This is a genomic window from Pseudomonas sp. zbq_18 (genome assembly GCF_043102245.1).
Taxonomy (GTDB): domain Bacteria; phylum Pseudomonadota; class Gammaproteobacteria; order Pseudomonadales; family Pseudomonadaceae; genus Aquipseudomonas.
In genome coordinates, this window is sequence record NZ_JBICIT010000008.1 from 379,764 (window position 1) to 403,870 (window position 24,107).

A 24,107-nucleotide genomic window follows, 5' to 3' on the forward strand; every position below is an offset into this window, starting at 1 on the left:
CACCTCTCGGGTAGAGGATGGCGGCCCGGACGAGCGTACACCCGGGCCGCCATGCCTCAGGCAGGTTCGGCGCTGCTGGCCAGAGCCGCCTGGGCCGGTTGCTTGAGCTTGCGCAGCTGCTCGACCCCCCAGAGCACCCGCTCCGGGGTGGCGGGCGCGTCGATCTTGGGCTGCACCTTGTAGTCGGCCAGGCTGGCCACGGCGTCCTTGATCGCGCAGAAGGCGGCAATGCCGAGCATGAACGGCGGCTCGCCCACGGCCTTGGAGTGGAACACGGTCTGCTCCGGGTTCTTGCGGTTCTCCACCAGCTTCACGCGCAGGTCGATGGGCATGTCGGCGATGGCCGGGATCTTGTAGCTGGCCGGGCCGTTGGTCATCAGCTTGCCCTTGGCGTTCCACACCAGCTCCTCGGTGGTCAGCCAGCCCATACCCTGGACGAAGGCGCCTTCGACCTGGCCGATGTCGATGGCCGGGTTCAGCGAGTCGCCCACGTCATGCAGGATGTCGGTGCGCAGCATCTTGTATTCGCCGGTCAGGGTATCGACCAGTACTTCGCAGCAGGCCACGCCGTAGGCGAAGTAGTAGAAGGGCCGGCCGCGCGCTTGGTCCCGGTTATAGAAAATCTTCGGCGTGCGGTAGAAGCCGGTGGACGACAGCGACACCTGGCCGAAGTAGGCCTTCTGGATCAGCTCCTCGAACGACAGGAAGTGGTCGCGTACGCGCACCTGGCTGTTGCGGAACTCGACGTCTTCCGGGGTGACCTTGTACTCGTGCACCAGGAAGTCGACCAGACGCTGCTTGATGGTCTCGGCGGCATTCTTCGCCGCCATGCCGTTGAGGTCGGCGCCGCTGGATGCCGCAGTCGGCGAGGTATTCGGCACCTTGTCGGTGTTGGTGGCGGTGATCTGGATGCGCTCGATCTCGACCTGGAACACCTCGGCCACCACCTGGGCGACCTTGGTGTTGAGGCCCTGGCCCATCTCGGTACCGCCGTGGTTCAGATGAATCGAACCGTCTGTATAGATGTGGATCAGCGCACCGGCCTGGTTGAGGAAAGTGGCGGTGAAGCTGATGCCGAATTTCACCGGGGTCATCGCCAGGCCCTTCTTCAGCACGGGGCTCTTGGCGTTGAACGCGCGGATTTCCTCGCGGCGCTTGGCATAGTCGCTACTCTCCTCCAGCTCGGCGGTCATCTCGTGGATGACGTTGTGCTCGACCGTCTGGTGGTAGTGGGTGACGTTGCGGTCTTCCTTGCCGTAGTAGTTGTGCTTGCGCACCTCCAGCGGGTCCTTGCCCAGATGGCGGGCGACGGCGTCCATCACTTCCTCGATGGCGACCATGCCCTGCGGGCCGCCGAAGCCGCGGTAGGCGGTGTTGGAGGCGAGGTTGGTCTTGCAGCGATGGCCGTTGATGGTGGCGTTGCCGAGGAAGTAGGCGTTGTCCGAGTGGAACATGGCGCGGTCGACGATGGAGCCGGACAGGTCCGGCGAGTAGCCGCAGTTGCCGGCCAGTTCCATCTGGATGCCGCTGAGCAGGCCGTCATCGTCGAAGCCCACTTCGTACTCGACGTAGAAGGGGTGGCGCTTGCCGGTCATGGTCATGTCTTCCATGCGTGGCAGGCGCATCTTGGTCGGGCGCTTGGTCAGGTGGGCGATCACCGCGCACAGGCAGGCCGGGGCGGCGGCCTGGGTTTCCTTGCCGCCGAAACCGCCACCCATGCGGCGCATGTCGACGACGATCTTGTGCATCGGCACGCCGAGCACTTCGGCGACCAGCTTCTGCACCTCGGTGGGGTTCTGCGTCGAGGTGTAGACGATCATGCCGCCGTCCTCGGTGGGCATCACCGAGGAAATCTGCGTCTCCAGGTAGAAGTGCTCCTGGCCGCCGATATGCAGGGTGCCTTTGATGCGGTGCTTGGCGCGTGCCAGCGCGGCGTCCGAGTCACCGATCTTGTGCTGATGGCTGTCGAGCACGAAGTGTTTCTTGCGCAGGGCGTCGACCACGTCGAGCACCGGTTCCAGATCCTCGTACTCGACGATGGCGGCCATGGCCGCCTTGCGCGCGGTTTCCAGGCTGTCGGCGGCAACCGCCAACACGACTTGGCCGAGGTACTCGACCTTGCCGTCGGCCAGCAGCGGATCACCGGCGACTACCGGGCCGATGTCCAGCTGGCCGGGTACGTCCTTGGCGGTGATGGCAATGGCCACGCCAGGGAATTCATAGCAGGGGCTGACATCCAGCTTGGTGATGCGCGCATGGGCACGCTCGCTCATGCGGGCGTAGACGTGCAGCTGGTTGGGAAACTCCAGACGGTCGTCGATATAAACGGCTTCGCCACTGACGTGCTTGTCCGCGCTCTCGTGCTTGACCCCGCGGCCAACGCCGGTGGTGATGCCGGCGCGGAACAGTTCGGCCAGCTCTGCCTGGGACTTGGAGACGTGATGGTTAGACATAGGCGGTCACCCGGGTTTCCACTTCAGGGGATTGCAATTCGAGGAAGAAACGGCGCAGCAGGTTCTGCGCGGTCAACAGGCGGTATTCCTTGCTGGCGCGGAAGTCCGACAGCGGCGTGAAGTCCTCGGCCAGGGCCTCGCAGGCGCGCTCGATGCAGCCCGGATACCAGGCCGCGCCGATCAGCGATTGCTCGCAGGCCGTGGCGCGCTTGGGAATGCCGGCCATGCCGCCGAAGGCGATGCGCGCGTCGCGCACCACACCGTCGGTGACGGTCAGGTTGATGGCGGCGCACACGGCGGAAATGTCGTCGTCCAGGCGCTTGGACACCTTGTAGGCGCGGAACGCCTGGTAGGCTTTGGCCCGCGGCACGATGATGCGCTCGATAAATTCACCCTCCTGGCGGGCGGTGACCTTGTAGTCGATGAAGAACTCGTCCAGCGGCAGGGTGCGGGTCTGGTTGCCCTTGCGCAGCACGATGCTGGCGCCGAGGGCGATCAGCAGGGGCGGGGCGTCGCCGATCGGCGAGGCGTTGCCGATGTTGCCACCCAGGGTGCCCTGGTTGCGGATCTGCAGCGAAGCGAAGCGGTGCAGCAGCTCGCCGAAGTCAGGGTATTCGCGCGACAGCACGCCGTAGCAGTCCGACAGCGGAGTCGCTGCGCCAATCTCGATTACGTCCGGCTTCACCTCGATGCGTTTCATCTCGGCGACATGGCCGACATAGATCATCACCGGCAATTCGCGGTGGAACTGGGTGACTTCCAGGGCCAGGTCGGTGCCGCCGGCGAGCAGGCGCGCCTGCGGATTGGCGGTATAGATGTCGGCCAGGTCGGCCACGGTCAGCGGCAGCAGGCAGCGCTTGTCGCCGCTATTCAACTCGGCGGTTTCGCGCGGGGCGATGGCCTTGAGCTTGGCCACGGTGTCGGCTTCGGCGGCGTCGAACTGATCCGGCTGACGGTTGCAGCAGGCCTGTTCGGCGGCATCGATGATCGGGCGGTAACCGGTGCAGCGGCACAGGTTGCCGGCCAGGGCTTCCAGGGTCTGGCCCTTGTCGTAACCATCGCTGCCGGACGCGGCCCGGTTCTTCTGTAGCGCAAACAGGCTCATGACGAAGCCGGGGGTGCAGAAGCCGCACTGCGAGCCGTGGCAGTCGACCATGGCCTGCTGCACATCATGCAGCTTGCCCTGGTAGCGCAGGTCTTCGACGGTGATCAGCTGCTTGCCGTGCAGCGAAGAAACGAAGGTCAGGCAGGAGTTGAGGGTGCGATAGCGAATACGTTCGCCCTCCAGTTCCCCAATTACGACGGTGCAGGCGCCACAGTCACCGGAGCCGCAGCCCTCTTTGGTGCCAGGCTTGGCCACATGCTCGCGCAGGTAATTGAGAACGGTGACGTTGGGGTCGAGTTGACGCTCGCAGCGTAACTCGCCGTTGAGTAGGAACTGGATCAAGGCGACCTCCAGGCTTTGTATTTGTTGTCACGAGGCTGTGATGAAGCCAATGTAGATTTTTCTGACTTTTGGGTCAACAAAATTTGACTGAGAGGTCAGCTGGGCGCGCCAAAGGCTCTGTCATGCACCTTGCAGGCCCCTGGATTGGCATGCCAAATGCCTGTGTTAAACTCGCCCGCGCCCGAATTTCCCACTCTAAGAACAGGAACAGCATGAGCTTCCAGGCCCCGCAGTGCCTCCGTGAACGACGCATGCCAGGAGTGGATGCATAAGATGCGCCTGAAATGCATCAAGCTGGCCGGCTTCAAGTCCTTCGTCGACCCGACCACCGTCAGTTTTCCCAGCAATATGGCGGCCGTGGTCGGCCCAAACGGCTGCGGCAAATCCAACATCATCGACGCCGTTCGCTGGGTGATGGGCGAGAGTTCGGCGAAGAACCTCCGTGGCGAGTCGATGACCGACGTCATCTTCAATGGCTCCAACACGCGCAAGCCGGTCACCCAGGCCAGCATCGAGCTGATATTCGACAACAGCGACAACTCGCTGGTGGGCGAATACGCAGCCTTCGCCGAGATTTCCATTCGCCGCCGGGTGACCCGCGACGGGCAGAACACCTATTTCCTCAACGGCACCAAGTGCCGCCGCCGCGATATCACCGACATCTTCCTCGGCACTGGCCTGGGGCCGCGCAGCTACTCGATCATCGAGCAGGGCATGATCAGCAAGCTGATCGAGGCCAAGCCGGAAGACCTGCGCAACTTCATCGAGGAAGCCGCCGGTATCTCCAAGTACAAGGAGCGCCGCCGCGAGACCGAGAGCCGCATCCGCCGCACCCAGGAGAATCTGGCACGCCTGACTGACCTGCGCGAGGAACTGGAGCGCCAGCTCGAACGCCTGCACCGCCAGGCCCAGGCCGCCGAGAAGTACCAGGAATACAAGGCAGAAGAGCGTCAGCTCAAGGCGCAGCTGTCGGCGCTCAAGTGGCAGGCGCTGAACGAGCAGGCCGGCGCCCGCGAAAAGGTGATTGGTGATCAGGAGGTGGCCTTCGAGGCCCTGGTGGCCGAGCAGCGCAGCGCTGACGCCAGCATCGAGCGCCTGCGTGATGGGCACCATGAACTGTCCGAACGCTTCAATCAGGTGCAGGGCCGCTTCTATTCGGTCGGTGGCGACATCGCCCGCGTCGAGCAGAGCATCCAGCACGGTCAGCAGCGCCTGCGCCAGTTGCAGGACGACCTCAACGAAGCCGAGCGTGCGCGCCTGGAAACCGAGTCACACCTGGGCCACGACCGCACCCTGCTGGCGACCCTGGCCGAAGAGCTGGCCATGCTCGAACCCGAGCAGGACCTGACCAGCGCCGCCGCCGAGGAATCCGCCGCGACGCTGGAAGAGGCCGAAAGCGCCATGCACGGTTGGCAGGAGCAGTGGGAGAGCTTCAACCAGCGCAGCGCCGAACCGCGTCGCCAGGCCGAGGTGCAGCAGTCGCGCATCGCCCAGCTGGAGCAGAGCCTGGAACGGCTGGTCGAGCGCCAGCGCCGTCTTGCCGACGAGCTGGCGCAGTTATCCGCCGATCCCGAAGACGCCGCCATTCTGGAACTCTCCGAACAACTGGCTGCCAGCGAGATGCAGTTGGAAGAAATGCACGCCGCCGAAGAGAGCCAGGCTGAGCGTCTGGAACAGCTACGCGGCGAGCTGCAGCAGGCCACCCAGGCCCAGCAGCAGGCTCAGGGTGAGCTGCAGCGCCTGAACGGTCGCATCGCCTCGCTGGAGGCGCTGCAGCAGGCCGCGCTGAACCCGGGCAAGGGCGCCGCCGAATGGCTGCGCGAGCAGCAACTGAACAACCGTCCGCGCCTGGCCGAGGGGCTGCGCGTGGACAGCGGCTGGGAGCTGGCGGTGGAAACGGTGCTGGGTGCCGATCTGCAGGCCGTGCTGCTGGACGACTTCAATGGCCTGGATCTGGGCGGCTTCGACCAGGGCGAACTTCGCCTGATCAGCCAGCAGAGCGGTGGTGCGCGCATCGCCGGCAGCCTGCTGGACAAGGTCGAGGCGAACATCGACCTGGCGCCCTGGCTGGGCAAGGTACGCCCGGTGGAGAGCCTGGATCAGGCCCTGGCCCAGCGTCTGCAGCTTAGCGATGGCGAGAGCCTGATCAGCCGCGACGGCTACTGGGTCGGTCGGCATTTCCTTCGCGTGCGCCGCGCCAGTGAGGCAGAAAGCGGTGTGTTGGCTCGCGGCCAGGAGTTGGAGCGCCTGCAAGGCGAGCGCGATGAGCGCGAGGCGGCGCTGGCCAATCTGGACGAGCGTCTGCAGAGCCTGCAGGCCGCTCAGCGCCAACAGGAAGAGGCGCGCGAGCAGCAGCGCCGCCAGGTGCAGGACGAATCACGGCGCCTGGGCGAGATCAAGGCGCAGCTCTCCGCCGGCCAGGCCAAGGCCGAGCAGCTGGCCCTGCGCCGCCGCCGTCTCGAAGAGGAGCAGGGCGAGGCCGCCGAACAGCGCGAGCTGGAGCAGGAGCAACTGGGCGAGTCGCGTCTGATCCTGCAGGAGGCGCTGGAGGCCATGGCGCTCGACACCGAGCAGCGCGAGCAGTTGCTGGCCAGCCGCGACCAGCTGCGCGAGCGCCTCGACCGGGTGCGCCAGGAAGCGCGCCAGCACAAGGACCATGCCCACCAGCTGGCCGTGCGCCTGGGTTCGATCAAGGCCCAGCACGAGTCGACCCGCCAGGCGCTGGAGCGTCTGGAAATGCAGTTTGAGCGCGCTATTGAACGACGCGAACAGCTCTCGCTCAATCTGGAGGAGGGCGCAGCGCCGCTGGAAGAGCTGCGCATGAAGCTGGAGGAGCTGCTGGAGCGGCGCATGGGTGTGGAGGACGAGCTCAAGCTCGCCCGCCTGGCACTGGAAGACGCCGACCGCGAGCTGCGTGACGCCGAGAAGCGCCGCAGCCAGGCCGAGCAGCAGTCGCAGCTGCTGCGTGGCCAGCTGGAGCAGCAGCGTATGGAATGGCAGGGGCTGAGCATTCGCCGCAAAGCCTTGCAGGATCAGCTGCTGGAGGAGGGCTACGATCTGCATGGCGTGCTCGCCACCTTGCCGACCGAGGCCAGCGAGGCAGCCTGGGAGCAGCAACTGGAGCAGCTCGCCGGGCGCATTCAGCGGCTGGGGGCGATCAACCTCGCGGCGATCGACGAATACCAGCAGCAGTCCGAGCGCAAACGCTACCTGGATGCCCAGGATGCCGACCTGGTCGAGGCGCTGGATACCCTGGAAAACGTCATCCGCAAGATCGATAAGGAAACCCGCAACCGCTTCAAGGAAACCTTCGACCAGATCAATGCTGGCTTGCAGGCCCTGTTTCCCAAAGTGTTCGGCGGTGGTCACGCCTATCTGGAACTTACCGGCGAAGATCTACTCGATACCGGGGTGGCAATCATGGCGCGGCCGCCGGGCAAGAAGAACAGCACCATCCACCTGCTGTCCGGTGGTGAGAAGGCGCTGACGGCTCTGGCGCTGGTGTTCGCCATCTTCAAGCTCAATCCGGCACCGTTCTGCATGCTCGACGAAGTCGATGCGCCGCTGGATGACGCCAACGTTGGGCGCTACGCACGTCTGGTCAAGGAGATGTCGGAAACCGTGCAGTTCATCTACATCACCCACAACAAGATCGCGATGGAAATGGCCGATCAGTTGATGGGCGTCACGATGCACGAACCGGGTTGCTCGCGACTGGTCGCTGTGGATGTCGAAGAGGCCATGTCGTTGGTGGATGCCTGAAGGCGAGGCATTAAACATGGTGAAATGCCTTGCGGCGGTGCACATTTACCATTCGTCGTGCTAGCTTAGGCCTCACTTTTATTACCTACGAAAAACAGCTGTAGAAACATACAGTTATTGATGTTTAAAAGGGCCTGGAAGCCCTTGTTTCCATTACAAATTCACCGTTCAGGGGCTTGGGAGTTTCATGGAGCTGCGCTATTGGCTGATCGTCATTGGTGTGATCGTTATCGTCGGCATTCTGTTTGATGGCTGGCGCCGCATGCGTGGTGGTAGCGGCAAGCTGAAATTCAAGCTGGATCACAGCTTCACTAATCTGCCGGACGATGATTCCGACCCTGACCTGCTTGGCCCGCCCCGTGTTGTGGATCGCAAGCGCGAGCCGGAATTCAAAGAAGAAGACATGCCCACCATGAGCGCCAGCGAACTCAATCGCCGGCGCAATATTGAAGTGCCCCAGCCTGAGCCTAACCGCAAGCGCCACATCGAACCGCAGCAGGGTGATCTCAACCTGGATGCCGATGAGCCGGTGCCGACCCTGCTGACCCCGGTCGAGGACGAAGAGGAGCCATCCAGCCTCAAGTCGCACAAAGAGCAGGCGCCGGTCGAAGAAGTGCTGGTCATCAATGTGATCGCTCGCGGCGACGAGGGTTTCAAGGGCCCGGCGCTGCTGCAGAACATCCTGGAGAGCGGCCTGCGCTTCGGCGAAATGGACATCTTCCACCGCCACGAGAGCATGGCTGGCAATGGTGAAGTACTGTTCTCCATGGCCAACGGTGTCAAGCCGGGCACCTTTGACCTGGATGACTTTGACCTGTTCTACACCCCGGCGGTGAGCTTCTTCCTCGGCTTGCCAGGCCCGCGTCATCCCAAGCAGGCCTTCGACCTGATGATTGCCGCGGCGCGCAAGCTGGCTCACGAACTCAACGGTGAGCTGAAAGACGACCAGCGTAGTGTGATGACCGCACAAACCATCGAACACTATCGCCAGCGTATCGTCGAGTTCGAGCGCAAGAAGCAGCTCGCCGGCAAGCGCTAAAGATTCCAACACATGTAATCCCAAGAGCAGCCTAGGCTGCTCTTGTCGTTTTTCAGGACACAAGCCCATGACTGACGTCGCCCAGCGCATTCTCCAACTGCGCGCCGAACTGGATGAGCACAACTACCGCTATTACGTGCTCGATGATCCGAGCGTGCCCGACGCGGAGTACGATCGCCTGTTTCGTGAGCTGCAGGCACTGGAAGAGCAGCACCCTGAGCTGATTACCGCCGATTCCCCGACCCAGCGCGTCGGTGGTGAAGCCTTGGGCGCTTTCGGCGAAGTCCGCCATGAGGTGCCCATGCTCAGCCTGGGTAATGCCTTTGAAGAGGATGATCTGCTCGCTTTCGACCGTGGCGTGCAAAATGGTCTTGGGCTGTCGGGCGGTGATCTGTTTGGTGGCGGTGCCGAGGTGGAGTACAGCTGCGAGCCCAAGCTCGATGGCCTGGCTGTAAGCCTGTTATACCGTGATGGTCAGCTGGTGCGCGGTGCTACCCGTGGTGATGGCAGCACGGGCGAGGACATCAGCGCCAACGTGCGTACCATCCGTAATGTGCCGCTCAGGCTCAAGGGCGAGGGCTGGCCGGCCGTACTGGAGGTGCGTGGCGAGGTGTATATGCCCAAGGCCGGTTTCGACGAGCTCAATGCCCGTCAGGCCGAGAGTGGCGGCAAGACCTTCGCCAACCCGCGTAACGCAGCCGCTGGCAGCCTGCGCCAGCTCGATCCGAAGATCACCGCCAGCCGCCCGCTGGAGTTCTGCTGCTACGGCGTGGGCCAGGTGAGCGGTGAGCTGCCGGCAACCCAGGTCAAGATGCTTGAGCAATTGAAAGCCTGGGGCGTGCCGATCAGCCGCGAGCTGAAATTGGCGCGCGGCGTCGAGGCTTGCCTGGCCTATTACCGCGACATTGGCGAGCGGCGCATGGCGTTGCCCTATGACATCGATGGCGTGGTGTTCAAGGTCAACACAATCGAGGATCAGCAACAGCTAGGCTTCCGCGCACGCACCCCGCACTGGGCCATTGCTCACAAATTTCCGGCCCAGGAAGAGCTGACCGAGCTGCTCGATGTGGAATTCCAGGTCGGTCGTACGGGAGCGGTGACGCCGGTGGCGCGCTTGAAGCCGGTCAAGGTGGCCGGTGTCACCGTGTCCAACGCGACCCTGCACAACATGGATGAAGTGGCGCGTCTGGGACTGATGATCGGCGATACCGTGATTATCCGCCGCGCCGGCGATGTCATCCCGCAGGTGATGCAGGTGGTGCCCGAGCGCCGTCCGGCCGATGCCCGCCCGGTGCAGATTCCCGAATGCTGCCCGGTGTGTGGCTCGGCAGTGGAGCGTACCCAGCTGATCAAGCGCGGCAAGGGCAAGGAAACCACCAGTGAGGGCTCGGTTTATCGTTGCGTTGGCCGCCTGGCCTGCGCCGCCCAGCTCAAGCAGGCGATCATCCACTTCGCTTCCCGACGCGCGCTGGATATCGAGGGCCTGGGCGACAAGATCGTCGAACAACTGGTCGACACTGGCCTGGTTGCTTCTCCGGCCGATCTGTTCACCCTGACCTACGAGCAGGTGGTGACGTTGGAAGGCTTCGCCGACCTGTCCACGCGTAACCTGTTGGCGGCGATCAAGGACAGCGCCAAACCCACGCTGGCCCGCTTTATCTATGCGCTGGGCATTCCCGATGTGGGCGAGGAAACCGCCAAGCTGTTGGCCCGTGCCCTCGGTTCGCTGGCGCGTATCCGCCAGGCGTTGCCGGAAGTGCTGACCTACCTGCCGGATGTGGGGCTGGAAGTGGCCCATGAGATCCACAACTTCTTCGGTGATGCGCACAACCTCAAGGTCATCGACGCGCTGCTGGCGCGTGGTGTCGAGTTGCAGGAAGAGGGCGACCTCAACCCTGAGTTCTCCGCCTGTGCGACGCTGCCGGGCTTTATCGACAAGCTCAATATCCCCTTCATCGCCGCGACCGGGGCGGAAAAGCTGGCCGCCAAATTCGGCAGCCTGGAGGGGGTGATCAAGGCCGACTGGCTGGATCTACGCCAGGTTGAGCGCCTCAATGAGAAAGCGGCCAAGTCCCTGCGCGACTACTTCGACATTCCGGCCAATGCCGAGCGTGCGGCCCTGATCGAGGCCCAGTTGCGCGAGTTCGGCATGCACTGGGCAAGCGAGAAGAAGGTGGTGCAGGGCTTGCCGCTGGCGGGCCAGACCTGGGTGCTGACCGGCACGCTGGAAGTGATGAGCCGCGATCAGGCCAAGGAAAAGCTGGAAAGCCTGGGGGCCAAGGTGGCGGGCTCCGTTTCAGCCAAGACCCACTGCGTGGTGGCCGGCCCAGGTGCGGGCTCGAAACTGGCGAAGGCCAGCGAACTGGGGGTGAGCGTGTTGGACGAGCAACAGTTCCTTGCGGCGTTGGCCGACTACGGCATCGATCCCTAGCCGGCCACAGATTGGCTCAGTTGAGCCCATCGACCAGGGCTTTGGCCGGCACGAGTTTGACCACCTTCTTGGCGGCGATCTGGATGGCTTTGCCGGTCGACGGGTTGCGGCCGGTGCGGGCTGGGCGTTCGCTGACCTTCAGCTTGCCGATGCCGGGCAGATTGATCTCGCCATCGTTCTCCAGCGCGTCGGCGACGATTTCACCGAGTTGATCGAGCAGGGCGCGCACGCTGCTTTTTTGCAGGTCGCAGGCTTCGGCGAGGTCGGAAATGAGTTGATCCTTGGTGATGGCCATAAGGGCTCCAGTCGTGTGGTTTGCCGCGAACGCTACCATAAAGACCGGCCTTGTTCTGCCGCTAAACTGGAAGTGAGCCTGGCAGCCTGATCCAGGCTGCAGTTGCCATCCTCTCCGGTCCCTTAGGTGTCGATGTCCCAAGACTGACTATGCTGATGGCAGAACAATAGCGTTTTACTGCGCGGGAGAAGCTACCATGCTGCGCTTGTTTGCCGATCTGGGTTTTCGCTGGAAGATTGCTCTGCCCATCTTGCTACTGGCCTTATTGCTGGTGCTGATGGGAGGTTTGGGCATGAGTGGTATTCAGCAGGTTGCTGATTCCAGCACCCGTCTTACCAATCGCTACCTGCCCGCGATCAGCGTGTTGCTCAATGCGGATCGCGACCTTTACCAAGCCTTCGTCGCCGAGCGCAGTCTCCTTGGTGAGTCCGCAGGTGAGCATGCTGAGGCCTTACGGGCGTCTCACGCGGAGAATATGCAGCAAGCCTACGACCGCGTGCACAAATACGCCGCAATGCAACCCAGCGCCGAGGCGCTGGCTTTGGTGAAAAGTTTCGATGCCGGATTCGCCCGCTGGAAGGCGACCTCCACCAAGGTTCTGGAGCTTGCCGTCAGTGATCCGGATGCGGCTTCGGCGCTGAGCTTCGGGGAAAGCGAGAGTCAGTTCGAAGCCATGCGCGAGTCGATCGATAAGCTGGGCGAAATGGAGGACAACGAAGCTAATGCCGAAGGCCTCAAGGCTATTGCCCTGGGTGAAGAACTCAGCTGGCAGCAAGGCAGCATTATTGCTGTTGGCCTGTTCATATGCGCCGTGCTGGTGCTGGGCTTCCCGCTACTGGTGACTCGTCCGCTGCACAGCCTGCTCAATCGTATTGAACAGATCGCCGAAGGCGATGGGGATCTTCGTGGCCGCCTGGAGGTGCTATCGCGCGACGAGCTGGGCAAGCTCAGTGATGCTTTCAATCGCTTCCTCGACAAACTGCAACCGTTGATCAAGGAAGTAGGACGAGTAACCGGCGAGGTGGCTGAATCCGCTCAGAGCCTGGCGGGCATGGCTGCGGCCAATGACCGGCTGATCAGTAGCGAACATGCGGCTGTCGATCAGGTCAGTACGGCGGCCACCGAAATGAGTGCCGCTGTCCATGAAGTGGCGCGCAACGCCCAGAATGCGGCGGATGCCGCACGCAATGCGGAAACCCAATCCCGCGAGGGGGCCCAGGTCGTGGGCGCCACCATTCATGCTATACGCCAGTTGGCTCAGGAGGTCGAAAGCGCCTCGGAGACCATTCAAACCCTTGAACAGGAAACAGCCAACATCGGTGCCGTACTGGCCGTGATCAAAGGCATCGCCGAACAAACCAACTTATTGGCACTGAATGCCGCCATCGAGGCGGCGCGTGCGGGTGAGCAGGGCCGAGGCTTTGCTGTCGTGGCCGACGAGGTGCGAGCTCTGGCTGCGCGCACCCAGGATTCGACCAAGGACATTCAGGAAATGATCGAGCGCCTGCAGGTCGGTGTGCAGAATGCTGTCAAGGCCATGCATTCTGGCAGCGCCAGGGCTCGCGACAGCGTTGAGCGTGCCGCGGGCGTCGATGGCGCACTGTCCGCTACCGGAGACTCGGTCGCCCGTATCAATGATATGGCCGCCCAGATCGCCACCGCATGCGAGCAGCAAAGCAGCGTAACCGAGGAAATCGCCCGCAATATCAGCGATATTCGCGACCTTTCCAACGAAGCCGCGGCGACCTCGGAGCAGAGTACCCAGGCCAGCGCGCGTCTTTCCGACCTGTCTCATGGTCTGGCACAACTGGTAGGCCGCTTCCGTGTTTAGCGCCTGGGTGTCAATCACACGAGCTAAGTGCTTGAAGCGGTTGTAACTTTGCTCCCAGTCAGTACAATGGCGCGGCCCGTCGTTTGACGGGCTTCGTTATGGTGGCCCCATCGGTCCCCCCGCAACGATTACCCGTCAACCTGGTCAGGTCCGGAAGGAAGCAGCCATAGCGGGAACGTCGTGTGCCGGGGTGCGGCTGATGGGGCCGCCTCCATTCTGAATCCCTATATTTTCAACACCAGCGTCTTAGCTGCCTTGCGCCTGGGCGGTTTCTGCGGTGTTTGGCACTTTCCGTCGTTCTTTTTGTCGCCAATGGCAGTGGGCCCTTATCGCGGGCTTCCAAAGTGCTGGGCGCTTGCATTTAGTAGCTATGCCGATTGCTCTTGCTGCCCTTGACCAGGCTGGTCGGTGCGAGGCATTGGTTGCATGAGCGAGGTTCAGTGCGGTTTGAGTTCAGACACATAGACCTGACGTAAGCGCAGACTCTCGCCACTTGACTCCAGTTGCATCGCGGCGGCTTTCAATTGCTCCACGAGTTGCGAGTCGCAGGCCTTGGAGCAGGCCAGGTAGAGTTCTGAGCTGGCCATAACAGGGCTCTGGCGCAACTGCTGCCGCTGCGGCGACGATTTGCTCCAGATGTACAGTGCTTCCGGAATTCCGGTAAACCACGCATCTATACGCCCGAGCTCAAGCAGCGTGGCGGGATTCTCGCCCAGCTTGAGCTGGATGATCTGCTCGTCGGTGAAGCCTTCGCGTCGCAGGATCTCTACTTGGGCTGTGCCAAGTCCGACGCCAATGCGCTGGTAACGCTGGCGAGCCTGATCGAAGCTGCGAACAGGCTCGTCGAGGCTAAAGAAGGCTCGCTCCAGTGGCATGAGCGGGACGATCCAGGTGTAGTTGGCCTCGCGATCCGGAGTGCGAGACAGCGGAATGATGAGCTGATTGTGGCCAGTGGCAACGTGCACCTGGGCTCTTGCCCAGGGCTCGTCGATGATGCGCACCGTTCGGCCACTGAGAGCGATTGCGGCGAGCGTGATATCGCCAGCCATGCCGTAGCCTCGGCTGTCGTTGTGTAGCGTCAGCGGGGGCGCGTCGGGCATATGCAAGTTCAGCGGTTCTTCGGCAGCAACGTAGCCGGCAAACAGCAGAGCAACCAGCAGCCAGAGGATGATTTGCATCAGCAGTATCCTGTCCTGGTGTGCCACCCAGTATAGAGGGTGGTGCGGTATTTCTTGCCCGGTTGGGTATGGCTTACTCATTCATGACCGTAGTTCCTTGAGGTCACGATACAGCTCCAATGCTTGTGGGTTGGCCAGGGCGTCGGTGTTTTTCACCGGCTTGCCGTGCACCACGTTGCGCACCGCCAATTCGACGATCTTGCCGCTGATGGTGCGCGGGATATCGGCGACCTGGATGATCTTGGCTGGCACATGGCGGGGGGTGGTATTGGCGCGGATGATCTGGCGGATTTGCGCTTGAAGTTCATCGGTCAGTGCCACGCCGTCACGCAGGCGTACGAACAGCACCACGCGCACGTCGCCTTCCCAGTCCTGGCCGATGGCGATGGATTCCAGCACTTGCTCGACCTTTTCCACCTGGCGGTAGATTTCGGCGGTGCCGATGCGCACCCCGCCGGGGTTGAGCACGGCGTCGGAGCGACCGTGGATGACCAGGCCGCCGTGCCGGGTTTCTTCGGCGTAGTCGCCATGGGCCCAGATGCCGGGGAAGGTGTCGAAGTAGGCGGCGTGGAACTTGGCGCCGTCGTCATCCTTCCAGAAGCCGACGGGCATGGCGGGGAAGTGCCTGGCGCAGACCAGTTCGCCTTTCTCGCCGATCACCGGCTTGCCGGTCTCGTTCCATACCTGCACGTCCATGCCCAGCCCCTTGCACTGCAGTTCACCGCGCCACACTGGCAGCACCGGGTTGCCGAGGGCGAAGCAGGAGACGATGTCGGTGCCGCCGGAGATGGAGGACAGACAGACATCGCTTTTGATGTCGCGGTAGACGTACTCGAAGCTCTCGTGGGCCAGTGGTGAGCCAGTGGAAAGGATGGCCTTCAGGTGACTCAGCTTGTGCGTTTCGCGCGGCCTGGCGCCGGCCTTTTCCAGGGCTGCGATGAACTTGGCGCTGGTGCCGAAGAGGCTGATGCCCTCGGCGTCGATCAGGTCGATCAGGCGTTCGGCCGAGGGATGGAAGGGCGAGCCGTCGAACAACACCAGGGTGGCGCCGAGGGCCAGGCCAGAGACCAGCCAGTTCCACATCATCCAGCCGCAGGTGGTGTAGTAGAACAGGGTGTCGTCGGCGTGCAGGTCGGTGTGCAGGCCGAGTTCCTTGACGTGTTGCAGCAGGGTGCCGCCGACGCTGTGGACGATGCACTTGGGTACGCCGGTGGTGCCACTGGAATAGAGGATGTACAGCGGTTGCTCGAAGGGAACCGGCGTGAACTGCGGTTCCCCGCCAGCCTGGTAGAAGTCGTGCCACAGGCTGATTCGCGCAACGGACTTGTAATCAGTCGGGCTGGCCTCGACGCGGGAGTAGGGCACGATCACCAGCTGCTGCAGGCTGGGCAGGCGTTCGAGAATTTCGTTGAGCTTGGCGGTCAGGTCGAGGTTCTTGCCGGCGTAGCGGTAGCCGGCGGCGGCGATCAGCACCTTGGGTTCGATCTGGCCGAAGCGGTCGATCACGCCCTGGGTGCCGAAGTCCGGTGAACAGCTCGACCAGGTCGCGCCGAGGCTGGCGGTGGCGAGCATGCCGACCACGGTTTGCCAGGTGTTGGGCATAAAGGCGGCCACTCGGTCGCCGACGCCGACGCCGGCAGCCCTGAGGCTGTGCTGCAGGCCGGCGACATGGGCGGCCAGCTCGGCGTAGGAGAGCTGCTCGCGCGAGCCGTCCTCGCCAATGGCAATGAGTGCCGGATGCTCGTCGCGGCGGCGCAGCAGGTGCTCGGCGAAGTTCAGGGTGGCACCGGGGAACCAGTGCGCGCTGGGCATGGCTGCTTCTTCGCGCAGAACCGCTTCGGGCTGCTGGGTAAAACGCACCTCGAAAAAATCGACGATGGCCTGCCAGAACGCCTCGCGTTGTGCCACGCTCCAGGCATGCAGGGCCGGATAGTCGGCCAGTTGCAGGGTGTGGCGCTGGTTGACGAAGCGGCGGAAGGCATCCATGCGGGTGGCGGCGATGCGTTCGGCAGAGGGTGCCCAGAGCGGTTGTTGCATCTCGATTCCTCGATGGTTCTTGTTCGTTCAAGCCAGCCCGGAGGCGGCGGATGGTACAGCCTAAAGTGTTGTCAGGAGGCGGCCATAGCCGCCGGCGTCGGTCGGCCTTGAGCTTCGCCGCTGTGGCGTGGGCGCTACGGTGCAGCGATGGCGGGCGCTGCGCGCTTTACAGCCTGTCAGGAAAAGCTGACAGGGGTATTCCTGCCGTGCGTAGCATGGCCCCTCCCGTAAACAGCACAGGCGGCCGTTACGCCTGTTTGGCCCTGGCCACGCGCGAGCCGTTGGGCTTGCCCAGCACCTCGCAGATGCGTTGGCCGGCTGCTATGAGCTTGTCCATGTGGATGCCGGTTTCGATGCCCAGGCCGCTGAGCAGATAGAGCACGTCCTCGGTGGCGACGTTGCCGGTGGCGCCCTTGGCGTAGGGGCAGCCGCCGAGGCCTGCGACCGAGCTGTCGAACACGGCGATGCCTTCCAGCAGGCTGGCGTAGATATTGGCCAGGGCCTGGCCGTAGGTGTCGTGGAAGTGTCCGGCCAGTTTGTCGCGCGGGATATCGCGGCCGACCACTTCGAACAGCTGGCGGGTCTTGCCGGCGGTGCCGACGCCGATGGTGTCGCCCAGGGAGACTTCGTAGCAGCCCATGGCCAGCAGCTCGCGGGCCACGGCGGCGACCTGCTCGGGCGCGATGTCGCCCTCGTAGGGGCAGCCGAGCACGCAGGAGACATAGCCGCGCACGCTGATGCCGTGGGCCTTGGCCGCTTCCATCACGGGCACGAAACGCTCCAGGCTCTCGGCGATGGAGCAGTTGATGTTCTTCTGCGAGAAGGCCTCGCTGGCGGCGGCGAATACCGCGACTTCCTTCACGCCTGCCTCGACTGCGGCCTCGAAGCCCTTGAGGTTGGGGGTGAGGGCGCCGTAGACCACTCCCGGCTTCTGCTGGATGCCGGCGAAGACTTCGGTGCTGCCGGCCATTTGCGGCACCCACTTGGGCGAGACGAAGCTGCCCACCTCGATATAGCTCAGGCCGGCGGCGCTCAGATCATCGGTCAGGCGCACCTTGTCGGCCACGCTGATCGGCTGTTTCTCGTTCTGCAGGCCGTCGCGCGGGCCGACTTCGACCAGGCGGACGTGTTGCGGCAGGTTCATGCAATCTCTCCATAGGGTGGAAGAGGGCAGTGCATCTTCCAGTCCGTAGGTTGGGTTGAACGTAGTGAAGCCCAACAAAGGCTGTTACAGGCGTAGCGATCATATTGGGCTTCGGCGCGTTGCGCCTCAACCTACGCGGCCCGACCCAACCTACATCAGGGCTCAAGTTCCACAAGCACGGCACCTTCACCTACCATGCCGCCTTTGGTGCTGTTTGTAGGTTGGGCTGAGCGTAGCGAAGCCCAACAGCGCAGTTGCCGGCTGGCTCGTCTGTTGGGCTTCAACGCTGCGCGTTTCAACCCAACCTACGGGCAGGTTTGCTCCAGCTCTACCAGTGCAGCGCCTTCGCCGACCATATCGCCCTCGGCGCAGTACAGCGCCTTGACGGTGCCGGCCTCGGCGGCGCGGATGCTGTGCTCCATCTTCATGGCCTCCAGCACCACTAGGGCGGTGCCGGCCTCCACGGCCTGGCCGGGCTCGACCAGCACGCGCACGATACTGCCGTTCATCGGTGCCGTCAGCCCGCCGTGGTGGGCATGGCTGGCCTCGGCTTCGGCGATCGGGTCGATACGCCGCACTTCATGTAGCTTGCCCTGCCACTCCAGGTAGAGTGCCTCGTCCTGGCGAATGGCCCGATGGGCGCGGCGCAGGCCATCTTGCTCGACCCACAGTTGCTCGCCCTGCAGGCGGCTGTGCAGCGCGCCACGCAGATGCACGGTGCTGCGCTGCTCACCGCAGCGCAGGTGCAGGTCGGTCTCGCTGGCAAGACCCGAGCGCCAGCCGCTGTGGCCGTTCCACGGCGAGTAATAGTCCTCGTGCGTACGGCTGGGCACTTCGCTCTGCAGCCAGGCTTCGCCGGCCAGTTGCCAGAACTCGCTGGGCAGCTCGCCGGCGAACGGCAGCAGTTGCTCCTGGTGGCGGGCGATAAAACCGGTATCCAGCTCGGCGCCGGCGAAGGCCGGATGGGCCAGTACGCGCCGCAGGAAGGGCAGGTTGCTGGCGAAGCCGCCGACGGCGGTTTCGTCGAGCATGGCCAGCAGACGCTGGCGGGCCTGTTCGCGGTCCTCGCCCCAGGCGATCAGCTTGGCCAGCATCGGGTCGTAGAAGGGCGAAATGGTGTCGCCTTCGGCCACGCCGCTGTCGACGCGGCGGCCTTCGCCCGCGGCCGGTTCGCGGTACAGCCTGAGGTCGCCGGAGGCGGGCAGGAAGTCCTGCTCGGTGTCCTCGGCGTACAGGCGCACTTCGATGGCGTGGCCATTGAGCGGCACCTGCTCCTGGGTGATCGGCAGTGCTTCGCCACGGGCGACGCGAATCTGCCAGGCCACCAGGTCGAGGCCGGTGATGGCTTCGGTGACCGGGTGTTCCACCTGCAGGCGGGTGTTCATTTCCATAAAGAAGAACTGGCCGCGGGCGTCCAGCAGGAACTCCACGGTGCCGGCACCGACATAGCCGATGGCCTGGGCGGCCTTGACCGCCGCCTCGCCCATGGCGCGGCGCAGTTCCGGGCTCAGGCCCGGAGCAGGGGCTTCCTCGACCACTTTCTGGTGGCGGCGCTGGATCGAGCAGTCGCGTTCGTTGAGGTACAGGCAGTTGCCGTGGCTGTCGGCGAACACCTGGATCTCCACGTGGCGCGGCTGCAGCACGTACTTCTCCACCAGCATGCGCGAGTCGCCGAAGGCGGACTGGGCTTCGCGCTGGGCAGAGGCCAGGGTCTCGGCCAGATCGGCTTCGCGCTCGACCACCTTCATGCCCTTGCCGCCACCACCAGCGGCGGCCTTGAGCAGCACCGGGTAGCCGATGCGCTCGGCGGCGACCCGGAAGGTCTCGATGTCCTGGGCTTCGCCGTGGTAGCCGGGCACCAGCGGCACACCGGCGTCTTCCATCAGCGCCTTGGCCGCAGACTTGCTGCCCATGGCGTCGATGGCGGTGGCGGGCGGGCCGAGGAACACCAGACCGGCGGCCTCGATGGCGCGGGCGAAGCCGGCGTTCTCGGAGAGGAAGCCGTAGCCCGGGTGAATGGCCTGGGCGCCGCTGGCCTTGGCCGCGGCGATGATCTTGTCGACCAGCAGGTAGCTCTCGGCCGGCTTGGCGCCGCCGAGGTTGATCGCGATATCGGCCTCGCGCACATGGCGCGCATTGGCGTCGATGGCGCTGTGCACGGCCACGGTCTTCAGGCCCTGGGCCTTGGCGGTGCGCATTACCCGGCAGGCGATCTCGCCGCGGTTGGCGACCAGCAGGGTGTCGATGTGCTTGTGGCTCATGCTTGCGGCTCCTGCCAGGCGGGCGTGCGTTTTTCCAGGAAGGCGTTGAGCCCTTCCTGGCCTTCGGGGCTGACACGGATGCGGGCGATGGCGTTCTCGGTGTAGCGGCGCAGGTTGGGGGTGAGTACGCCGCTTCCAACTTCGCGCAGCAGATCCTTGCTGGCCTGCATGGCCTGCGGGCTGTTGAGCAGCAGGTTACCGATCCAGCTCTCGACCTGGTCGTCCAGTTCGGCGCTCGGGTAGGCCTCGGCCAGCAGGCCCAGCTCACGCGCGCGGCTACCGGAGAAACGTTCGGCGGTCAGCGCATAGCGGCGCGCGGCGCGCTCGCCGAGGGCCTGGACCACGAAGGGGCTGATCACCGCCGGGGCCAGGCCGATGCGCACCTCGGACAGCGAGAACAGCGCGTCGTCCGTGCCGATGGCCATATCGCAGCAGCTGACCAGGCCCACCGCGCCGCCGAAGGCCGCACCCTGGACCACGGCCAGGGTCGGGATCTTCAGGGCGTTGAGGTTGTACATCAACTCGGCCAGCTCGCGGGCGTCGTTGAGGTTGGCGTTGTAGTCGAGCTTGGCGCTGGCCTGCATCCAGGCCAGGTCGGCTCCGGCGGAGAAGTGCTTGCCGCGCCCGCGCAGCAGCAGGAAGCGCAGGCTCTTGTCGGCAGCGATGGCGTCGATGGCGAGGATCAGCTCGCGGATCATCTCGGCGTTGAAGGCGTTGTTCTTGTCCGGACGGTTCAGCCACAGGGTGGCGAAGCCGCGCGGGTCTTTTTCCAGCTGTACGGTAGTGAAGTCGGTCATGGCTTACATCCGGAACACGCCGAACTGGGTCGGCTCGATGGGCGCATTGAGGCTGGCGGACAGGGCCAGGCCGAGCACGTCGCGGGTCTGCGCCGGGTCGATCACGCCGTCGTCCCACAGCCGTGCACTGGAGTAGTAGGCGTGGGCCTGCTGTTCGTACTGGGCGACGATGGGCTGCTTGATGCGCATTTCCTCCTCGTCAATGAACGGGTGGCCGGCGCGGGCGGCCTGCTCGCGCTTGACCTGCACCAGCACGCCGGCAGCCTGTTCGGCGCCCATCACACCGATCCGCGCGTTGGGCCACATCCACAGGAAGCGTGGGTCGTAGGCGCGGCCGCACATACCGTAGTTACCGGCGCCGAAGCTGCCGCCGATGATCACGGTGAATTTCGGCACCTTGGCGCAGGCCACGGCGGTGACCAGCTTGGCGCCGTGCTTGGCGATACCGCCTTCCTCGTACTTCTTACCGACCATAAAGCCGGTGATGTTCTGCAGGAACAGCAGCGGGATGCCGCGCTGGCAGGCCAGCTCGATGAAGTGCGCGCCTTTCTGCGCCGCTTCCGCAAACAAAATGCCGTTGTTCGCCAGGATCGCCACCGGGTAGCCATGCACATGGGCAAAGCCGCACACCAGGGTAGTGCCGAACAGCGCCTTGAACTCATCGAATTCGCTGCCGTCGACCACGCGCGAAATCACTTCGCGCACATCGAAGGGCTGCTTGGCATCGGCGGGGATCACTCCGTACAGCTCCTCGGCGGCATGCAGCGGAGCGATCGGTTCACGCGCTTGCAGCTGGCCGAGCTTGCGCCAGTTGAGGTTGGCCACGCTACGGCGGGCCAGGGCCAGGGCGTGTTCGTCGTTCTCGGCGTAATGGTCGGCCACGCCGCTGGTCTTGCAGTGCACATCGGCGCCGCCCAGCTCCTCGGCGGTCACCACTTCACCGGTGGCGGCCTTCACCAGCGGCGGGCCGGCCAGGAAGATGGTGGCTTGGTTGCGCACCATGATGGTCTCGTCGCTCATCGCCGGCACATAGGCGCCGCCGGCGGTGCAGGAGCCCATCACCACGGCGATCTGCGGAATGCCCATCGCGCTCATGTTGGCCTGGTTGAAGAAGATCCGGCCGAAGTGCTCGCGGTCCGGGAACACCTCTTCCTGGCGCGGCAGGTTGGCGCCGCCGGAGTCGACCAGATAGATGCACGGCAGGCGGTTCTGCTGGGCGATGGTCTGCGCGCGCAGGTGCTTTTTCACGGTCAGCGGGTAGTAGCTGCCGCCTTTCACCGTGGCGTCGTTGGCGATGATCATGCACTCGACGCCTTCGACACGGCCGATGCCGGCGACCACGCCGGCGGCCGGCACGTCCTCACCGTAGACCTCGTGGGCGGCCAGCTGGCCGACTTCGAGGAAGGGCGAGCCGATGTCCAGCAGGCGGTTGATGCGCTCACGCGGCAGCAGCTTGCCGCGCGAAGTGTGGCGTTCCTGGGCCTTGGCGCCGCCACCTTCGTGGACGCGGGCGAGCAGGGCGCGCAGGTCGTTCACCTGGTCGAGCATGGCCGCCTGATTGGCGGCGAACTCCGGTGAACGGGTGTTGATCTGGGTATGCAGGATGGCCATGTGGCGCTCCGGGCTACGTTGTTCTATGGCTCCCCTCTCCCGTTCACGGGAGAGGGGTCGGGGGAGAGGGTAGTGCAGGCGACGTAGAGACCCTCTCCCTAGCCCTCTCCCAGCTTTTTGTTATGAAGCATGGGAGAGGGGACTGTCCGTGTTGCTGAGGGCTATTTCGTCTCGTTGAACAGCTCGCGGCCGATCAGCATGCGGCGGATTTCGCTGGTGCCGGCGCCGATCTCGTAGAGCTTGGCGTCGCGCAGCAGGCGGCCGGCCGGGTATTCGTTGGTGTAGCCGTTGCCGCCGAGCAGCTGGATGGTGTCGAGGGCCAGCTTGGTGGCCATCTCGGCGGTGTAGAGGATCACCGCGGCGGCGTCCTTGCGCGATTCCTCGCCGCGGTCGCAGGCCTTGGCCACGTTGTACAGGTAGGACTTGGAGGCGTTCATGCCGGCGTACATGTCGGCCAGCTTGCCCTGCACCAGCTGGAACTCGCCGATCGACTGCTTGAACTGCTGACGCTCGTGTACGTAGGGCAGCACCACGTCCATGCACGCGCTCATGATCCCGGTCGGGCCGCCGGACAGTACGGTACGCTCGTAGTCGAGGCCGCTCATCAGCACGCGCACGCCGGCACCCTCGGCGCCGAGGATGTTTTCTTCCGGCACTTCGCAGTCCTCGAACACCAGCTCGCAGGTGTTGGAGCCGCGCATGCCCAGCTTGTCCAGCTTCTGGTGGCGGGAGAAGCCCTTGAAATCGCGCTCGACGATGAACGCGGTCATGCCGCGCGAACCGGCGTTGATGTCGGTCTTGGCATAGATCACGTAGGTGTTGGCGTCGGGGCCGTTGGTGATCCACATCTTGTTGCCGTTGAGCACGTAGCGGTCGCCGCGCTTCTCGGCGCGCAGCTTCATCGATACCACGTCGGAGCCGGCGTTGGGTTCGCTCATGGCCAGCGCGCCGACGTGCTCGCCGGAGCACAGCTTGGGCAGGTACTTGAGTTTCTGCTCGTGCGTGCCGTTCTTGCGGATCTGGTTGACGCACAGGTTGGAATGCGCACCGTAGGACAGGCCGACCGAGGCCGAGGCGCGGCTGATCTCTTCCATTGCTACCACGTGGGCCAGGTAGCCCATGTTGGTGCCGCCGTATTCCTCTTCCACGGTCATGCCGAGCAGGCCCATGTCGCCGAACTTGCGCCACATGTCCATGGGAAACTCGTTATCGCGGTCGATCTGCGCGGCACGCGGCGCCAGCTCGGCCTGGGCGAACTGGTAGACAGCATCGCGGAGCATGTCGATGGTCTCGCCGAGGCCGAAGTTGAGGGTTGGGTAGCTCATGGTTCCACCTGTGATTATCTTTGTAAGGTTGGTTGGCTAAGTGGTTGTTACGCCTGGGTTTGCTCCAGGGCGGCGAGGCAGCGTTCCTCGGCGGTATCCAGTTCCAGCTGCATCTGCTGGATATCCAGTAATTGCTGATCGAGTTGCGTGCGGCGTTCGCTGATCTTGCGCATGAAGGTCTGCAGCTGAACGCGGTTGTCGCTGGTCGGGTCGTACAGTTCGATCAGCTCCTTGCACTCGGCCAGGGAGAAACCGATGCGCTTGCCGCGCAGGATTAGCTTGAGGGTGGTTCGATCCTTGGCACTGTAGATGCGCTCCTGGCCGCGACGCTCGGGGGCGAGCATGCCTTGCTCCTCGTAGAAGCGTATGGCGCGTGTAGTGATGTCCAGTTCGCGGGCCAGGTCGGAGATGGAGTAGGGGGCGGGCATGGGGGGTCACCGTAGAGTGCTTTACGTTAACGTAAATTACGTTGACGTAAACGTCAACCTGGCGGAAC

15 protein-coding genes, 1 other RNA gene and 1 pseudogene are annotated in these 24,107 nt (G+C 64.0%); 6 read left to right on the top strand and 11 right to left on the bottom strand.

Annotated features, from left to right (window positions below; all coding sequences use genetic code 11):
* Positions 1-56: 56 nt before the first annotated feature.
* Entirely contained in the window at positions 57-2,453 is a 2,397-nt protein-coding gene (gene xdhB, locus ACF8C6_RS07285) for a xanthine dehydrogenase molybdopterin binding subunit (RefSeq protein ID WP_392498657.1), read from the bottom strand.
* Positions 2,446-3,900, bottom strand: a complete 1,455-nt coding sequence (xdhA, locus tag ACF8C6_RS07290; RefSeq protein ID WP_392498658.1) for a xanthine dehydrogenase small subunit — start codon at positions 3,898-3,900, stop codon at positions 2,446-2,448. Before xdhA ends, xdhB begins: the two co-directional genes overlap by 8 nt.
* Positions 3,901-4,173: 273 nt before the next feature.
* Between xdhA and smc the strand changes: the two genes are divergently transcribed.
* The 3 genes from smc (at position 4,174) to ligA (ending at position 11,132) form a co-directional block, all read left to right on the top strand.
* Positions 4,174-7,662: a chromosome segregation protein SMC gene (gene smc, locus ACF8C6_RS07295; RefSeq protein WP_392498659.1), complete on the top strand. Its 3,489-nt coding sequence runs from the start codon at positions 4,174-4,176 to the stop codon at positions 7,660-7,662.
* Between the two features lie 187 nt (positions 7,663-7,849).
* Positions 7,850-8,701, top strand: coding sequence for a cell division protein ZipA (gene zipA, locus ACF8C6_RS07300; protein ID WP_392498661.1), 852 nt, complete (start codon positions 7,850-7,852; stop codon positions 8,699-8,701).
* Between the two features lie 67 nt (positions 8,702-8,768).
* On the top strand, positions 8,769-11,132 hold the full coding sequence (ligA, locus tag ACF8C6_RS07305) for an NAD-dependent DNA ligase LigA (RefSeq protein ID WP_392498662.1): 2,364 nt from the start codon (positions 8,769-8,771) through the stop codon (positions 11,130-11,132).
* 16 nt (positions 11,133-11,148) lie between these two features.
* Here the strand turns inward: ligA and ACF8C6_RS07310 are convergent, their stop codons facing one another.
* Entirely contained in the window at positions 11,149-11,427 is a 279-nt protein-coding gene (locus ACF8C6_RS07310) for an HU family DNA-binding protein (protein WP_277690871.1), read from the bottom strand.
* 196 nt (positions 11,428-11,623) lie between these two features.
* Here ACF8C6_RS07310 and ACF8C6_RS07315 point away from each other — a divergent pair.
* The 3 genes and pseudogenes from ACF8C6_RS07315 to ffs all read left to right on the top strand — a co-directional run.
* Positions 11,624-12,400: pseudogene (locus ACF8C6_RS07315) on the top strand (MCP four helix bundle domain-containing protein); the annotation flags it as partial.
* A gap of 78 nt (positions 12,401-12,478) precedes the next feature.
* Positions 12,479-13,258 (top strand): methyl-accepting chemotaxis protein, encoded by a 780-nt coding sequence (locus ACF8C6_RS07320; RefSeq protein WP_392498698.1) that lies wholly within the window; start codon positions 12,479-12,481, stop codon positions 13,256-13,258.
* Between the two features lie 108 nt (positions 13,259-13,366).
* Positions 13,367-13,463: signal recognition particle sRNA small type (gene ffs / locus ACF8C6_RS07325), an RNA gene on the top strand.
* A gap of 232 nt (positions 13,464-13,695) precedes the next feature.
* On the opposite strand, the gene ACF8C6_RS07330 is transcribed toward ffs, so the two are convergent.
* From ACF8C6_RS07330 to ACF8C6_RS07365, 8 genes are all read right to left on the bottom strand, one after another.
* The gene (locus ACF8C6_RS07330; RefSeq protein ID WP_392498663.1) at positions 13,696-14,436 is read right to left on the bottom strand and encodes a substrate-binding periplasmic protein; all 741 of its coding nucleotides are present in this window, start codon (positions 14,434-14,436) and stop codon (positions 13,696-13,698) included.
* An 81-nt stretch (positions 14,437-14,517) separates the two neighbouring features.
* Entirely contained in the window at positions 14,518-16,473 is a 1,956-nt protein-coding gene (locus ACF8C6_RS07335) for an acetoacetate--CoA ligase (RefSeq protein WP_392498664.1), read from the bottom strand.
* 247 nt (positions 16,474-16,720) lie between these two features.
* Positions 16,721-17,617, bottom strand: a complete 897-nt coding sequence (locus ACF8C6_RS07340; RefSeq protein ID WP_392498666.1) for a hydroxymethylglutaryl-CoA lyase — start codon at positions 17,615-17,617, stop codon at positions 16,721-16,723.
* Positions 17,618-17,922: 305 nt separating this feature from the next.
* A complete protein-coding gene (locus tag ACF8C6_RS07345) occupies positions 17,923-19,878 on the bottom strand; it encodes an acetyl/propionyl/methylcrotonyl-CoA carboxylase subunit alpha (RefSeq protein WP_392498667.1) in 1,956 nt (651 codons plus the stop codon).
* A complete protein-coding gene (locus ACF8C6_RS07350) occupies positions 19,875-20,675 on the bottom strand; it encodes a gamma-carboxygeranoyl-CoA hydratase (RefSeq protein WP_392498668.1) in 801 nt (266 codons plus the stop codon). The genes ACF8C6_RS07345 and ACF8C6_RS07350 overlap by 4 nt, the downstream gene beginning before the upstream one ends.
* Before the next feature lie 3 nt (positions 20,676-20,678).
* Positions 20,679-22,286 (bottom strand): carboxyl transferase domain-containing protein, encoded by a 1,608-nt coding sequence (locus tag ACF8C6_RS07355; protein WP_392498669.1) that lies wholly within the window; start codon positions 22,284-22,286, stop codon positions 20,679-20,681.
* Between the two features lie 161 nt (positions 22,287-22,447).
* Positions 22,448-23,611, bottom strand: a complete 1,164-nt coding sequence (locus ACF8C6_RS07360; RefSeq protein ID WP_392498670.1) for an isovaleryl-CoA dehydrogenase — start codon at positions 23,609-23,611, stop codon at positions 22,448-22,450.
* Between the two features lie 47 nt (positions 23,612-23,658).
* Positions 23,659-24,039 carry a MerR family DNA-binding transcriptional regulator gene (locus tag ACF8C6_RS07365; RefSeq protein WP_392498671.1) on the bottom strand — a complete coding sequence of 127 codons (381 nt, stop codon included), beginning with the start codon at positions 24,037-24,039 and terminating at the stop codon, positions 23,659-23,661.
* Between the last annotated feature and the right edge of the window lie 68 nt (positions 24,040-24,107).